We start from the raw sequence: 15,895 nt of genomic DNA on the forward strand, positions 1-15,895 counted from the left end.
CCTACAATATTATAAAAAAATCATAACATTATCATAAAATTCTTCGGGATTTTCGGCGTGTAGCCAATGGCCGGCTCCGGAAATAATTTCAATTTTTGCTTTCGGAAAATGTTTTTCAATTAAAATAGCGTCCATTGGCTCGATATAGCCACTTTTTTCGCCACTTAAAAACAACGTATCGCCTTTATACATGGTGTCTTCAGGAAGCGGGACACCAATTTCTTCAATTTTTTTGGAAAGTACAGGAAGGTTTATACGAAGGGCAAATTCATTTTTATTTTTTCGATATAAATTTTTTAAAAGAAATAGCCGCGTACCTTTATCTTTAATAAATTCTGAAAGAACAGCCTCCGCATCACCGCGCGAATCTATTTTTTTAAAATCTAAAGAGGATAGTGCTTTTAAAATATCTTGGTGGTGCGACGGATATGCTTTTGGGCCAATATCTGCAACAATCAACTTCGAAACCATTTCGGGATAAGTAACCGCAAACTGCATCGCCACTTTTCCGCCCATGGAATGGCCTAGCAGTATTATTTCTGTAAGGTTGTATTCTTCGCAATAATTCACTAAATCCTGAGCCATGATATTATACGAGAATTCTTCGCTATGAAAACTGCGCCCGTGGTTGCGTTGGTCTATTAGATGAACTTCATATCCCGATTCCGCCCATTGATTTCCGAGGGTTTTCCAGTTATCGCTCATACCTAGAAAACCGTGAAGAATCACGAAGGGTTTGCCGGAGCCGAGTATTTGTGAGTGTAAAATCATGAACTAAGTTTTTTTAAATAGCCTGCAATTACCTTTTCCAATCCGTAATATAACGATTCGCTAATAAGCGCGTGCCCTATACTAACTTCCAAAAGATTTGGAATGTTTTCTTTAAAAAACTCAATATTATCCAGCGAAAGATCGTGACCCGCATTAATGCCGAGGCCAAGTTTATTTGCAAGGATGGCGCATTCGGTATATGGCTTAATGGCTTCTTTATTTCCTAAGGAATATTGATCGGCAAATTCTTCGGTGTAAAGCTCAATTCTATCTGTTCCCGTTTCGGCGGCGCCTTCAATCATTCTTAAACTTGGATCTACAAATATTGAAGTGCGGATATCGTTTCGTTTAAATTCGGCAATAATTTCCTTTAAATAATCTTTGTGTTTCACGGTATCCCACCCAGCGTTTGAAGTAATTGCATCAACAGCATCGGGCACAAGCGTAACTTGCGTAGGTTTAATCTCCAAAACCATTTTAGTGAAATTATCCATTGGGTTACCTTCAATATTATATTCGGTAGTAACAATAGCTTTTAAATCGTATGCATCTTGGTAACGAATGTGGCGCTCATCTGGCCTTGGATGAATTGTGATTCCTTGCGCCCCAAAATTTTGAATATCCTTCGCCATCTTTAAAAGATCCGGCACATTGCCACCACGTGCATTGCGCAAAGTGGCTATTTTATTAATGTTTACACTTAGTTTTGTCATTATTTTTTGTTTATTCGGAAATCGCAACAGTACGATAAATCCATTCGTTACTACGGCAATAAATGTAATCCGATTGCGGTTATGGAAGCAAGAGCGGCTATATTTTTAACAAAAATACAAACCTTCATGATGCAAATGAACCTTTATTTTAAGTAATTTGCGATAAAAATAATTTGCTATGCAAACTCTTAATTACATCATAAACGATATTGAACCCTTTGATATTTCGGCTAAAGTAAAGGATGTGCAAACCGTTTTCAACCAGCTTACCTACTCGCATGTACCCGTTAAAAAAGAAGGCCATTATATAGGCTGTGTTTCCGAAAACGATTCGTATTGTTTTGACAACACAAAATTGTTGGTAGATTTTCAATATGCCTTGGAGCCATTTCACGTTCTCGAAGACACCAATTGGCTGGATATTTTGGAAGCCTTTGCCCTAAACAACAGTAATATTATGCCGGTATTAGGTGCCGAAAACAAGTATTTAGGGTATTATGAATTGGGCGATATTATGAGCCTTTTCAACAATACACCTTTTTTAAATGAAGCGGGTGGTATAATAGTAGTTGAAAAAGACATTCAAGATTATTCTTTTAGTGAAGTATGCCAAATAGTAGAATCTAACGGTTCGCGAATTTTCGGGGTTTTTATTTCAAAAATTGAAAAGGAAATCGTGCAAATAACCTTAAAAATTGGGCATAGTGCTTTAAATAGTATTGTTCAAACTTTTAGAAGGTATAATTATAATGTGATAAGCCACCACGAGGAAGATAAATTTATGGAAGATTTAAAAGACCGATCGGAATATTTAGATAAGTACCTTAATATTTAAAAAATAGCTCCCTGCCGCTCGCTTTCATTTTAACTATTCAACATTAGAGAAACAACAACTATGAAAATAGGAATATACGGACAGTTTTATCACGAAAATGCAGAAATCTATATTCAGATGTTGTTGGACGCGCTTCAAAAACGCGAGGCCGAAGTTTTAATAGAAAAAAATTTTCTGGAAATTATTAACAGAAATCAAGACATCACAAAAAACTTTTCTGGCTGTTCTACCTTTACCACATTAGATAAAAGCTTTGATCTATTTTTCAGCATAGGAGGCGATGGAACCATTTTAAAGTCTGTAACATTTGTAGGAAACTTGGGCATTCCTATTGTTGGCATTAATACGGGGCGACTCGGTTTTCTGGCAACAATTCAAAAAGAAGAAATTACCGAAAGCCTAAATCAAATTTTAGAAGGTGCATACACTATTTCTGAAAGAAGCTTGCTTACCGTAGAAACAACTCCGCACAGCGAAGAAATTCAACCTTTAAATTTTGCATTGAATGAAGTTGCCGTAAACCGTCGGAATACTACTTCTATGATAAAAGTAGAAACACACGTAAACGATAAATACCTTACCTCCTACTGGTCCGACGGCCTTATTGTTGCAACACCTACGGGTTCTACCGGGTATTCCTTAAGTTGTGGCGGACCTGTGATAGATCCAGCAACCAACAGCATTTTACTCACCCCGATTGCACCGCACAACCTAAATGCACGCCCTTTGGTAATACCAGATTCCAGTACTGTAACACTAAAAGTTTCGGGTAGGGAAAATACGTTTTTAGTGTCTATGGATTCGCGTATTGCCACTTTAGAAAACGAAACCGAAATAATTATAAAGAAAGCTCCTTTCACCATAAAACTACTTCAGCTGCACGATGACAGCTTTATTAAAACGCTTCGCAAAAAACTATTGTGGGGTGAAGACAAGCGGAACTAAACAATAAATCTACTTAAATTTTGTTAATCAACTGAGACAAATTACCATCTCACAATGTCAAGCCAAGTTTATTGTTATATTTGCAAACTTTAAAATTATATGAAGTATTTCGCGACCGTATTTCTTATACTCTCCACAGCGTACTACGCGCATTCACAAACCTATGAAATAGGCGGAATGCTTGGGGGAACTAATTATATTGGCGATATCGGAAAAACCAATTATATTAACCCAAATAGCCTTGCACTAGGCGGCGTTATAAAGTGGAACCGAAGCACGCGCCACGCCTTTAGAGGCTCCGTGATGATTGCTAGGATAAAAGGAGACGACGCAAAAAGCAACAACAGCCGCAGACAGCAACGCGGTTATTCTTTTGAGAATACTATTAAAGAAATCTCACTCGGAATAGAATACACCTTTTGGGAGTTTAATGTTCATAGCCAAAGATCTATTTCTACGCCTTATTTATATACCGGTCTTACTTACTTTTGGTACGATGCACTCTATAAAAGAGGTGATAGAATTACCGATTACGATGGCGCCGGCTCTGTGGCAATACCAATGGTAGTAGGGTATAAGGCAAATTTGGGCGTAAACGCAATGGTAGGTTTTGAAATTGGCGCACGCTATACGTTTACAGATAATCTAGACGGTAGCAACCCAGTAAAAGATCTAGCCGACGACCAAAGCCTTAAGTTTGGCAACACAAATAGCGACGATTGGTATGTATTCACTGGCATAACTGTTACTTTTGCATTTGGAAGAAAGCCATGCTACTGCAATTTTTAAATTACAAATGGATTACAAAAACCAAATAGACCCAAACAAACTGCCGCAACATTTGGCCATTATTATGGATGGCAATGGACGCTGGGCAAAACAAAAAGGTCTATTTAGGTACAAGGGTCATGAAAATGGATCGAAATCGGTTCGTGAAATAATTGAAGGCTGTGCCGAGATTGGCATTCCATTTTTAACTCTTTATGCTTTTTCAACCGAAAACTGGAACAGACCAAAATTAGAGGTAGACCTATTAATGAAGCTTTTAGTTTCGGCATTAAAACAAGAAATAAAAACGTTGCAGGACAACGATATAAAACTCAACGCCATTGGCAACATAGAAGCTTTACCCAAAAAAGCGCAAAAAGAATTGCACCATGTTATAGACGCTTCAAAAAACAACAAGCGCATGACCGTTACCCTTGCACTTAGTTATGGTTCAAGGGAAGAAATCATAAAAACAATAAAAGAGATTAGTCTTAAAGTTAAAAATAACCTAATTTCGCCGCACGATATTGATGAAACGGTAATAAATAATCATCTTTACACGCAAAATTTACCAGATGTAGATTTATTGATCCGCACCAGTGGCGAGCAGCGCATTAGTAATTTTCTACTTTGGCAAATAGCTTACGCCGAATTGTATTTTACTGAAACACTTTGGCCGGATTATACTAAAAACCATCTTTTTGAAGCAATAATAAATTATCAAAACAGAGAAAGAAGATTTGGAAAAACCAGTGAACAACTTAAACAATAGTTTCCTATTGCAACTTTACAGAAAATCTTGTTGTATTTTTTTAATTACAATACTTTCCGTCTTTACAATACAAGCGCAGCAAAAAGAACTTGATAGCGGTAAAAAATACACCATAAACCAAATAACCGTTACCGGAGCTCAAAACTTTAATGAGCAAACGGTTATTGCTTTTACCGGCTTAAAAAAAGGAGACCGAATCTATATTCCCGGCGAAAAACTCAGCCAAGTAACAAAGAAACTTTGGGAACAAAACCTATTTAGCGATATCGCTTTCTATGTTACAAATATAGAGGGAGACAATGTAGATTTAGAGCTTTATATAGTTGAATTGCCCAAACTTAACGAAGTTACCTTAAAAGGCGATAAGATTAGAAAATCTAAAAGAAAAGAAATAATTAAGGACAACGACCTTAAAACTGGTGCCAAAATTACCAAGAACCTCATTGCAACCACTAAAAATTACATTAAAAATAAGTATAAAAAAGATGGATTTTTTAATACAGATGTAATTATAAGCACCACACCCGTTACCGATTCGCTGGGAACTGAGATATCCAGAGATATGACCATTACCATCAATAAAGGGAATAGAGTAAAGGTGAAGGAAATAAATTTTACTGGAAACGAACATTTTGCCGATAGCAAATTGCGCCGCGCCATGAAAAAAACCAAACGAAAAAACTTCATTCGCTTCTGGAAACGCTCTAAATACACTGAAGAAGGAATAGAAGAAGACAGAGAGTCTATTTTAACGAAATACAAAGCTAATGGCTTTAGAGATGCGCGCATCATTGAAGATACCCTCCGTGTTTTAGACGATCAAAATGTGGCGCTTAATATAACACTTGAAGAAGGCGATAAATATTACTTTGGCGATATTAAATTTATTGGAAATAGTGTATTTACCGATAGTCAATTACGTCAAATTCTCGGTATTAAAAGTGGGGAAGTTTACAACGGCATCTTACTTGAGGAACGTATTGCAGACGAAACCGACCCCGAAGCGAACGATCTTACAAACTTGTACCAAAATAACGGATACCTTGCTGCACGTATAAACCCCGTAGAAGTAGCTGTTCGCAACGACACCATAGATTTTGAAATACGAATCATGGAGCGCAACCTTTTCTATTTTGATCATGTTACCGTAGTAGGAAACGACCGTACGAACGACCACGTTATATATCGCGAATTACGAACACGTCCCGGACAAAAGTACAGCAAAAGAGATGTGGTAAGAACCATCCGCGAATTAGGACAACTGGGCTTCTTTGACCCAGAACAACTATCGCCAAATTTTAAAACCGTAGACGAAAATAACGGCTTGGTAGATTTGGAATACTCCGTTGTGGAAAAAGGTTCCAGCCAGATTGAGCTACAAGGAGGTTATGGCGGCGGTGGCTTCGTGGGAACATTGGGTCTTTCCTTCAATAATTTTTCACTTCGAAATATTTTTAATTTAGATTCTTACAAACCATTACCTATGGGCGATGGCCAAAAACTATCTATTCGTGCCCAAGCAAGTAGCTATTATCAAACGTATAGCTTATCGCTTACTGAACCTTGGTTGGGAGGTAAAAAGCCTGTTCAATTTTCAACTTCTTTTTCGCATACAATTCAAAATTTCTACGATTATAGAAATAGACGGGCAGATAAATCAAGAAGTTTTACAATTACGGGAGGATCTATAGGTCTTGCCAAAAAAGTTAAGTGGCCCGACGATTATTTTATATGGTCTAATGCCATTAGTTTTCAACATTACAACTTAAATAATTATAACACGGGCCTGTTTACTTTCGGAGATGGCTATTCCAACAACTTGGCATACACTATTGGCATTAGCAGAAACAATACAGCAACTAACCCAATCTATCCAACCCAAGGTTCAGAATTTAGCCTTACCGCAAAAATGACACTGCCCTACTCTGCTTTTAATAGTGTAAACTACAAAGGATTAGCTGAGGAAAGAGCAGAATTAATGCAAACACTTCCCGACGATCCCGAATATATAGATAACAACAAGCGAATTTCAGCAATAGATCAAGAACGTTTTGGATGGTTAGAATACTACAAAGTAAAATTCAAAGGCACCTGGTACACCAGACTTATTGGAAAAATGGTACTTCGCACCAATACCGAATTCGGATTTCTTGGAGCATACAACCAAGACCGTGGCGTACCGCCGTTTGAGAGGTTTTTTGTTGGAGGTGATGGTCTTGGCGCGTATAGTTTAGATGGCCGTGAAGTAATCCAAATGCGTGGGTACCCCAATCAATCGCTTTCAGATCAAGACGGAAATACGATTTACAATAAATTTTCGTTAGAGGTAAGATATCCCGTAACTTTGGCACAAATGGCATCTATTTATGTACTGGGCTTTGCAGAAGGTGGAGCATCTTATGATGGATTTAGAAACTATAATCCTTTTGAATTAAAACGTTCGGCTGGCGCAGGATTACGTATATTTATGCCAGCATTCGGACTTCTAGGTATAGACTTTGGATATGGCTTTGATCCTGTTTTGGGTGGAACTACTAAGAACGGATGGGAAACTCATTTTATAATTGGACAACAATTTTAAAGATTGGCACGATATTTTCTTAAACAACAACCAACTAATATGAAGACAAAAAAAATACTATTTTTTACCCTTTCCCTTTTTTGCTTCACCTTTATGGCTGAAGCGCAAAGAGGCGTTCGAATTGGATATATAGACATGGAATATATCCTGGAAAGTGTACCTGAATACAAAGAAGCTTCCATACAATTGGAAGGCAAAGTACAACGTTGGAAGCAGGACATCGAAAAAAAGCAGAAGGAGATAGATCAGATGAAATTAAACCTCGCTAACGAAAGAGTACTTCTTACAAAAGAACTTATAGATGAAAGGGAAGAGGAAATAAAAATTAAAGAAGACGAAATGCTTCAATACCAACAAGACCGTTTTGGTCCCAATGGCGATTTAATAATTCAAAGAAGACAGTTGGTGCAGCCTATTCAAGATCAAGTTTTCAATATTGTACAAGAAGTTGCAGAAAACAAAAAATACGATTTCATTTTTGATAAATCTGCAGACGTGGTTATGCTTTTCGCCGCAAAAAGAAACGACATCAGCGATATTGTTCTAAGAAGTATTGAGCGCGCCGGCAGAAGAGTGCAAGCCGCAGATAAGAAAGAAAAACGCGAAATTGAAAAACGCGAAAGCCTTTCAATGGAAGAAGAAGGAGCTATTACAGAAAGAGAAAAAGCAATAGAGGAAAAGAAGGAAGAGCGCGAAAAAATAGTAGAAGCCAAAAAAACGGAACGAGAAGAAATGATGGCACAACGTCAAAAAGAACGCGACTCCATCCGTGCAGTTAAAAAAGCTGAATTCGAAGCTCGCAGACAACGTTTAATAGAAGAAAGAGAGCGCAGAAGAGATTCGATAATGAACGCACGCCAAAACAGAAATAACCAACCTGAAGGCGAAGAAGGCAACGGACAATAATACCATACTTTAATAAATAATAATGCTTAAAAGAATAACACTTAAATTAAATACACTTACAATGAAAAAAATGAAAATAGTTTTAGTTGCAATGGCGCTTTTCGTAGGAGCTACAAGTTTCGTAAACGCACAGTCTAAAATTGCACATATTAACGCACAAGAATTAATTGAAGCAATGCCAGAATACAAAGCGGCACAAAGCCAATTAGAAAAAGTGCAGAAAACGTATGACACTGAAATTAAGGCAATGGCAAAAGAGCTAGAAACCAAAATGAAATTATACGACAGTGAAGCTCCAAGTAAAACAAACGAAGAAAACCAAAAGAGATTTACTGAAGTTGAAGGAATGCAGAACAACATTCAGGCATACAGACAACAAGCGCTTCAGGATTTAGACAAGAAAAGAACAGATATCTTTAAACCTATTCTTGAAAAAGCACAAAATACAATCCAGAGAGTGGCCAAAGCCCAAGGTTACCAATATGTTTTAGATTCTACTATGGGTAGCGGTGTAATCCTTGCCGACGGTAAAGATCTAATGGCAGATGTAAAAAAAGAATTAGGAATGTAATTCTTTAAAAACAAATTATCTAAAAACTGCTCGTTAACACGAGCAGTTTTTTTTTACCCTAATTTCAAGTATTTGGCTACATTTACGTGATGAAAAAAAACAATCCCATAGGTATTTTTGACTCTGGTGTTGGCGGTTCTTCCATTTGGCAAGAAATCCACAAACATTTACCCCACGAACACACTATCTATTTAGCCGATAGCAAAAACGCTCCCTATGGCAATAAATCTGCCGAAGAAATTACCGCGCTCAGTATAAAAAACACTCAAAAACTTTTAGATTTTGGAGCCAAATTAATTGTAGTAGCTTGCAATACCGCTACTACAAATGCCATAGCTACCCTACGGCAAAACTACAATATTCCCATTATAGGTATCGAGCCCGCTATTAAACCTGCAGCCTTAAAAACCATCTCCAAAAGCATCGGTATTTTAGCGACAAAAGGAACGTTGAGCAGCGCACTTTTTAGCGCTACAGCAAGAGAATTTACTAAAGATATAAGTGTGGTAGAAATTATTGGTGAAGGACTCGTTCCTTTAATTGAAGAAGGAAATTTGGATGGTCCCGAAATTATTTCACTTTTAAAAAAACACACCAAACCCATGCTCGAAGCGAATATAGATTACCTGGTTTTGGGCTGTAGCCATTACCCGTACATAATTCCGCAATTGCGAAAAATACTCCCGGAAAATGTAACAATTATAGATTCTGGCGAAGCAGTTGCCCGACAAACTAGAACGGTACTACAAAGTTTAGATTTATTGCGTGAAGAAAACACTCAACCTAAACTTCAGTTTTATACAAATTCAAAAACCGATACATTAAAATTTCTTTTGAAAAAATACAGTGCAAATATCGTAGTTGAATATTGTGATTTTTGAAGTATTTACCAAAATTCAAACATGTAAAACCCCTATAATCTGTTTTAAATTTATTTAAACCAAGAAGAATACATTACGTAGTTATTCGCAATGCGTTCAATTTCGCCCTTTGTGAGTTCGGGACTGATGTCTTTTATTTTTTTAGCCGGAATGCCCGCATATATACTTCCACTTTCAACACGGGTGTTTTTTGCAACTACGGCGCCCGCGGCAATAATTGAATTGCTTTCCACAACACAGTCGTCCATAACAATGCTTCCCATACCTATTAAAACGCTGTCTTGTATTGTACAGCCGTGCACAATTGCATTATGACCAATAGACACATTATTGCCAATAGTGGTAGGAGAAGTTTTATAAGTTGCGTGAATTACAGCTCCATCCTGCACATTTACCCTATTGCCCATTTTTATAAAATGAACGTCGCCTCTAATTACCGCATTGTACCAAACACTACATTCGTTGCCCATTACCACATCGCCTACGATGGTAGCATTTTCGGCAACAAAGCAATTTTCGGGAATCTGCGGATGTTTTCCATTTACAGCTTTTATAATCATAGTTTGTTTTTTCAGGTTTCTTGTTTCAAGGTTTAGAATTAAAATTTAGTAAGGGCTCATATCTAAAATTTCACGTCTAATGTCTCATATTTTATAATCACCCAAAATAAGCCAATAATTCCTTTTTTCGCGAGGGGCTAACCATTATTTCCTTTCCGCTGGAAAGCACGATACTACCTCCCTTTCCCTTTTTGTATTCGGTAATTTCGTTCACATTTACCAAATACGATTTATGCACGCGCGCAAAGCCGTATTCCGAAAGGGAATCTTCAAAATATTTTAAGGTTTTACTCACCAAACGCTTTCCTTTTTTTAAGTAAATCTGCGTATAATTATCATCTGCTTGACAATACAGGATAGCGTCCATTTCAAGCACCTCAAATCCATTTTGAAGCGGAATGGTAATTTTTCCAGCTACTTGAGTCTGCAAGGGTTTTAAAATTGAATTTTGAAGCGAATTTTCCTTTTCCTTTATTTCGGTAACATAGGCTACAGCCTCAATAAGTTTATCTATTGAAATTGGTTTTAATAAATAATACGAAGCATGGGCATTTAGCGCATCGATCGCATAATGGTTATATGCCGTTACAAAAATAGTTTCAAATTGTCTGTCGCCCACTTTATCAAGCAAATCGAAGGCATTGCCATAAGGCATTTCAACATCGAGAAAAACTACGTCTAAATTAGTATTTTGTATTAATAGCAATGCTTCGTCAACATTTGCCGCTTCTCCTTTTAAAAGAATATTCGGACAATATTTGGCCAAATATGTTCGTAGAATTTCTCGGCTTGTTTCTTCATCTTCAACAATTATTGCGTTTAGTTTCATCAGTCTCTTTTCAAAATTAGTTCTACTTTGGTGCCTTCATTATTTTCAAAAACATCCTTCACTGTTACAGTTATTTTGTCGTTATACATAGCATTTAATATACCAATGCGCCGTTGGGTGTTACCCATCCCTTTTGATTTTTGTTTCTTTTGGTTTTCGGTTTTAAACTGTTTTGACTTTTCGCGGCCAATTCCATTATCGATAATTGAAATTTTAATTGTTTTTGAATCTATTTTTTCAAAATTAATCTCAAGCAAACCTTTTTCTTTCTTGTAGCGAAGCCCGTGCCAAACTGCGTTTTCAACATACGGCTGAAGCAACATGGGCGGAATTACAAAATTGTTCAAATTTATATTTTCATCTACTGAAATAGTATAATCAAATTTGTCCTTGAACCGAAAATGTTCAAGATTTGTATAAAGCTCCAGCAACTCTATTTCCTTTTCCAGTGGAATAAAATCTTCTTCGCTATTTTCTAAAACGGAACGCATTAAAAGTGAAAAATCGGTTAAATATTTATTCGCGGCACGTTCGTCATTCACTGCTATAAAGCTGTTTACAGAATTTAAAGCATTAAAAATAAAATGTGGATTCATTTGCGACCGCAGCGATTTTAGCGCCAAAACATTATTGGCAAACTTTTGCTGCTTTACACTTTTGTACTGCGAATAAGCAGCAAAAATTAGCAGTAAAACTATCACGCCCAATGAAATAATTACCCCTTTTTGAATTTGGCTATTTCTTTCTATTAGCTCTTGATTTTCGAAAGCAAGCTTGTATCTGCTCTCGTTTAGTTTTCGATCGTTCTCAAGACTTACAATACGATTTTGTTTTTGGGTAATTTCTTTACTAAAACGGGCCGCCTGACTTATTTCCTGCTCTTTTTTTACATAGAGCTCATCTACTACCTCTACATAGCGTTGATAGCTTTCGGTAGCTTTATCGAACTCACCAATGTCGCGATAAATTTCTGAAAGCTTTCGCACCGCATCTTTTTTTACTACTAAATCTTCGGCTTTATTGGCTTCAGCAATACTTTTTTCAAGATAGGGAATGGCTTGTTTGTATTTTTCCTGCGCTACAAAAGCATTGGCAATTTTATAGTTTTGTCGTTGTGAAGTCAAGGCTTCGTCTTCTACAGTAACCACTTTTCCCATGGCGTTCAACTCTTTCAACGTTTCTTCGCGAAGCTTAATTTCCTTTTCGTATTCGCGATTTTGATTGTAAAAATCTGCAACTTTATTTTTTTCTGAAACAGCGCGTTTTTTATTTTCCTTTTTGGCAAGTTTAAGCGAATTGTCAAAATACACTTCGGCTTCAACTAGCGCCCCACTTTGCGCGTATGCCTCGCCAATTTTCGAATTTAGATTAGTTATTTTTGGCGTGATTTTATTCTCCTTGGCAACATCTAACCCTTTTTGATAATTATACACGCTTTTAACGCCATCGCCAATAGCTTTGTAAGTATCTCCCAAACCTTCATAAACAGCTACTTTTTGATACGGCGACAGCCTGCCCTGCAGCAAATTAAGATAGGCTGCAATACTTTCTTGATAGCTTTTATTTTGCGCAAAAGCCTTAGCCAATTTAATTGAAATATTAGGATTTGATGCATTTTGAAGACTGCGTTTGTAATTGTCTATAGCCAGATCGGGCTGGTTCCAAAATAAATTTATATCGCCCAGCGTTTCAAAAGCCAAACTATTTTCACTTTTAGAAATGTTTTTATTATGTCCTGGCTCCAATGCACGGGTTACAAATTCAATACTTTTTTGGGCGTCCTTTTTCAAAAAGAATTTTGCCGAATCTAAATAAGTTTTGAAGTTATTAGGTTCGCTTTTTTGTGCGTTTTTAGATAGTGGCACTGCAGTTTGTCCAGGTGCTTTTTCAACCCTAACCGTTACAAAATCAGTTTTTAAAACAGTATAATAAACCGTTACAAAATCATCGCTTTTTATAACAAGTTCGTCACCCATTTGGGCGGTAATTGCAAATCTTCCGGACAAGTTTGTAGTGGTGTATTGGCCGCCTAAAATTTCAACATTTACCTTTGGAATAGGCATATTTGTTTCGCCGTCAATTACTTCACCGCGTAACATAAACGTGGTGCTTTCCGACTGCCGTCTTACTTGTGAAAAGCTATTTGCTGAACATAAAAAAGCAACTGCTAAAAATAAAAAGAAAAGGTTTTTCATTTTGTATTTTAAAACCGTAAACATACGCACTTTGAGGCGAAGCTAAAATTACGTTTTTCTGAAATAGGTTTCAAAAAAAGCGCAAAATTAATAGTTGGCTCATCCAAAAGTAACCTTAACTAACTGAAACGTAGCGATTACTTAATCAAGGTTTTATTTAAAAAAAGTTGGTCATAGGTTTACATAAAAATAAAGCCATGAAAACTTTTAAAATATTGTTACTAGCAATTATTCTTACTTCCACCTTCGCTTGTAAAGCAGACAATAAAAAGCACACTAATAAATTTTTGGCGACCGTAGATGCGTCCAATATTAAAGCCGAGTATTTTATAAAAGTAGCGTTACTATTGGACACCAGCAATAGCATGGACGGCTTAATTAATCAAGCAAAGGCGCAGCTTTGGGAAATTGTAAATGAGCTTAGCTACGCCAAATGCCAAAACGAGCGCCCGAAACTGCAAATTGCTCTATATGAATACGGCAATGACAATTTGAGCGCCGGCGATAATTACATTCGGAAAATCCTAGGGTTTACCGAAGATTTAGACGATGTTTCCAAAGAGCTTTTTTCACTTACAACCAATGGGGGAAGCGAATATTGCGGTGCCGTTATTCAGGAATCGCTAAACAAATTAGATTGGGGAAATGAAGACCGCTATTTAAAAATAATATTTATTGCTGGCAACGAACCCTTCAACCAGGGTGCAATTAATTACAAAGATGCTGCCGCAAATGCTCTGGAGAACGGCGTAGTGGTAAATACTATTTTCTGTGGTAATTATAGTCACGGTATAGATAGCTATTGGAAAGACGGCGCCCAACTAACCAAGGGCGATTATATGGCAATAAATCAAAACCAACAAACCTTATATGTTTCTTCGCCGTACGACGACGTTATAATCCAATTAAACAGTAAGCTAAATAAAACCTATGTACCCTACGGAAGCAACGGCGATGCGAAAAGACATATTCAACAAACACAGGACAATAATGCCGCAGAATACAGTAAAGCAAATGCCGTTAGCCGAACCGTTTCAAAAGGAAGCCACCTTTACAATAACAGTACTTGGGATTTGGTAGATGCTGAAGAAGATGCCAATTTTAGTTTTAAGCAGTTGAAAAAAGACGACCTACCCCAAGAGTTAAAAGGCAAAACAACTACGCAGATAAAGAAGTATCTCGAAGCCAAACGCAATGAAAGAGCGGCAATTCAAAGTGAAATTAAAGCATTAAACGAACAACGCCGAAAGTATCTTGCAGAAAACACAAAAGAAGCACCTAATGAATTGGAGAATGCCATGATACAAGCCATAAAAAAACAGGCTGAAAAAAAGAATTATACTTGGCAGTAAATCCAAATTTAAAAAAGAAGACTGTTTAAAAAATTTAGCGCCATTGCTAAACTACACCTTTTAAACAGTCTCTATTTTTATTCTTTGTAACGCATTAATTAATTGCTGGGCAATTACAATCGTACGGTTCTTTTCTACCGCCCAAAAAGTCGTAACCCAAAGTAATTTGGTGAAACCCACCGCTTTCAAATTTTACATTTCCAGCTTGATAGGAGTATGTATAAGCAAACATAAAATTATTGTAATTTATTCCCAAAACCGGAGTAATATATTGCAGTTTTTGCACTTTAATTTCTTGTCCGTTAAGAAATTCGGCTCCATCTAAACTTCTTCTATAGGACAACCCACCCCATAATTTACCGAATTCCATATTCCTATAAGCCTTAAAATTTATATCCACTGCTTGTTCTCCCGTACGCTCGCTCCATTGAAAGAGAAACGATGGTTCATAACTCCAGTCCTGCCCATATTGTCCAATTGCATATGCAGCCGAAAGCAAATACTTCCGTTGGTTATTAGATTCAAACTCTTCACTATAAATAGATCTATTCTGAAATATTACATTTTTAACGGTGAAATGTCCTGAAAAGTCTAAAAAGTTATAAGACAGACCAACATCTACATTAAAATATGAAGTACTTTGAATAATCCCCCCTATTACTGGATCAAAATCCGAAAGATCAAACTGGGTTTCATCTAAACGCGATTGAGTTAAACCAGCGCTTAAACCGAAAGACAGCTGATTTAAATCTGCTTCACTTCTTGAAAACATAATGTGGTGAGCATATGTAAGATAACCACCTGTTTGGGAATGATATCCATTTTTATCATTATATACAATTACCCCAACGCCAGATTGTTCGCCCAGACGAGCATTAAAATTGAGCGTTTGAAGATTTGGTGCTTCATTTTGATCAAACCATTGTTGGCGCGCCGTTAAACGTATTTGATTATGCGTAGCTGCCCCAGCCATTGAAGGGTGCAGCAAATACAAATTATCTGAAAAATAATCTGAATATATAGGTATTCCGTCTTGTGAATATCCATATATGGATGAAAACAAAAGTAGGATGAGGGAGATTTGTTTAATGTTCATAATTTCTATTTATCGTTTTAGGGTAAAATGTCCTTTGAATTCCTTTGGGATCTCGTTCTCGGTGTACTCCACTCGGAACCAGTAATCGCTCGATGGCATGGGCCTGCCCCCGAAGGTACC

General features: G+C 36.9%; 16 protein-coding genes. 9 read left to right on the forward strand and 7 right to left on the reverse strand.

The genetic code is table 11. From position 1 onward, the window contains the following. Positions 1–9: 9 nt before the first annotated feature. Both VZD24_RS12540 and VZD24_RS12545 read right to left on the reverse strand, forming a co-directional pair. Entirely contained in the window at positions 10–771 is a 762-nt protein-coding gene (locus VZD24_RS12540; RefSeq protein WP_279449971.1) for an alpha/beta fold hydrolase, read from the reverse strand. Then, entirely contained in the window at positions 768–1,484 is a 717-nt protein-coding gene (locus tag VZD24_RS12545) for a pyridoxine 5'-phosphate synthase (RefSeq protein ID WP_342687814.1), read from the reverse strand. Before VZD24_RS12545 ends, VZD24_RS12540 begins: the two co-directional genes overlap by 4 nt. Positions 1,485–1,662: 178 nt before the next feature. Between VZD24_RS12545 and VZD24_RS12550 the strand changes: the two genes are divergently transcribed. The 8 genes from VZD24_RS12550 to murI all read left to right on the forward strand — a co-directional run bounded on the left by VZD24_RS12550 (position 1,663) and on the right by murI (position 9,743). After that, the gene (locus tag VZD24_RS12550) at positions 1,663–2,319 is read left to right on the forward strand and encodes a CBS domain-containing protein (protein WP_342687815.1); all 657 of its coding nucleotides are present in this window, start codon (positions 1,663–1,665) and stop codon (positions 2,317–2,319) included. Positions 2,320–2,379: 60 nt separating this feature from the next. Next, the gene (locus tag VZD24_RS12555) at positions 2,380–3,264 is read left to right on the forward strand and encodes an NAD kinase (RefSeq protein WP_342687816.1); all 885 of its coding nucleotides are present in this window, start codon (positions 2,380–2,382) and stop codon (positions 3,262–3,264) included. A gap of 99 nt (positions 3,265–3,363) precedes the next feature. Continuing rightward, a complete protein-coding gene (gene porG, locus VZD24_RS12560) occupies positions 3,364–4,053 on the forward strand; it encodes a type IX secretion system protein PorG (RefSeq protein WP_342687818.1) in 690 nt (229 codons plus the stop codon). Positions 4,054–4,060: 7 nt separating this feature from the next. Next, on the forward strand, positions 4,061–4,804 hold the full coding sequence (uppS, locus tag VZD24_RS12565) for an undecaprenyl pyrophosphate synthase (protein WP_279449966.1): 744 nt from the start codon (positions 4,061–4,063) through the stop codon (positions 4,802–4,804). After that, complete coding sequence (locus tag VZD24_RS12570; RefSeq protein WP_342687819.1) at positions 4,773–7,385, forward strand: BamA/OMP85 family outer membrane protein; 2,613 nt, start codon at positions 4,773–4,775, stop codon at positions 7,383–7,385. The genes uppS and VZD24_RS12570 overlap by 32 nt, the downstream gene beginning before the upstream one ends. A gap of 39 nt (positions 7,386–7,424) precedes the next feature. Continuing rightward, positions 7,425–8,291, forward strand: coding sequence for an OmpH/Skp family outer membrane protein (locus tag VZD24_RS12575; RefSeq protein WP_279449965.1), 867 nt, complete (start codon positions 7,425–7,427; stop codon positions 8,289–8,291). A gap of 61 nt (positions 8,292–8,352) precedes the next feature. Then, on the forward strand, positions 8,353–8,862 hold the full coding sequence (locus VZD24_RS12580) for an OmpH/Skp family outer membrane protein (protein WP_279449964.1): 510 nt from the start codon (positions 8,353–8,355) through the stop codon (positions 8,860–8,862). Between the two features lie 89 nt (positions 8,863–8,951). Continuing rightward, positions 8,952–9,743 (forward strand): glutamate racemase, encoded by a 792-nt coding sequence (gene murI, locus VZD24_RS12585; protein WP_342687820.1) that lies wholly within the window; start codon positions 8,952–8,954, stop codon positions 9,741–9,743. A 50-nt stretch (positions 9,744–9,793) separates the two neighbouring features. Here the strand turns inward: murI and VZD24_RS12590 are convergent, their stop codons facing one another. The 3 genes from VZD24_RS12590 to VZD24_RS12600 form a co-directional block, all read right to left on the reverse strand. After that, a complete protein-coding gene (locus VZD24_RS12590; RefSeq protein WP_279449962.1) occupies positions 9,794–10,303 on the reverse strand; it encodes a gamma carbonic anhydrase family protein in 510 nt (169 codons plus the stop codon). A gap of 97 nt (positions 10,304–10,400) precedes the next feature. Continuing rightward, the gene (locus VZD24_RS12595; RefSeq protein WP_279449961.1) at positions 10,401–11,132 is read right to left on the reverse strand and encodes a LytR/AlgR family response regulator transcription factor; all 732 of its coding nucleotides are present in this window, start codon (positions 11,130–11,132) and stop codon (positions 10,401–10,403) included. Further along, positions 11,132–13,327, reverse strand: a complete 2,196-nt coding sequence (locus VZD24_RS12600) for a histidine kinase (RefSeq protein ID WP_279449960.1) — start codon at positions 13,325–13,327, stop codon at positions 11,132–11,134. The genes VZD24_RS12595 and VZD24_RS12600 overlap by 1 nt, the downstream gene beginning before the upstream one ends. Positions 13,328–13,524: 197 nt before the next feature. Here VZD24_RS12600 and VZD24_RS12605 point away from each other — a divergent pair, with 197 nt between their 5' ends. Further along, positions 13,525–14,679 (forward strand): vWA domain-containing protein, encoded by a 1,155-nt coding sequence (locus tag VZD24_RS12605; protein ID WP_342687821.1) that lies wholly within the window; start codon positions 13,525–13,527, stop codon positions 14,677–14,679. 94 nt (positions 14,680–14,773) lie between these two features. Here VZD24_RS12605 and VZD24_RS12610 read toward each other — a convergent pair whose 3' ends face one another. Together VZD24_RS12610 and VZD24_RS15255 are read right to left on the reverse strand one after the other, a co-directional pair. Beyond that, positions 14,774–15,775 (reverse strand): PorP/SprF family type IX secretion system membrane protein, encoded by a 1,002-nt coding sequence (locus tag VZD24_RS12610; protein WP_342687822.1) that lies wholly within the window; start codon positions 15,773–15,775, stop codon positions 14,774–14,776. 9 nt (positions 15,776–15,784) lie between these two features. After that, on the reverse strand, positions 15,785–15,895 hold a 111-nt coding region (locus VZD24_RS15255), incomplete at its 5' end, for a T9SS type B sorting domain-containing protein (protein WP_373693830.1).

The sequence above is a fragment of the Aequorivita flava genome (genome assembly GCF_038742595.1).
GTDB classification, from domain to species: Bacteria; Bacteroidota; Bacteroidia; order Flavobacteriales; family Flavobacteriaceae; genus Aequorivita; species Aequorivita marisscotiae.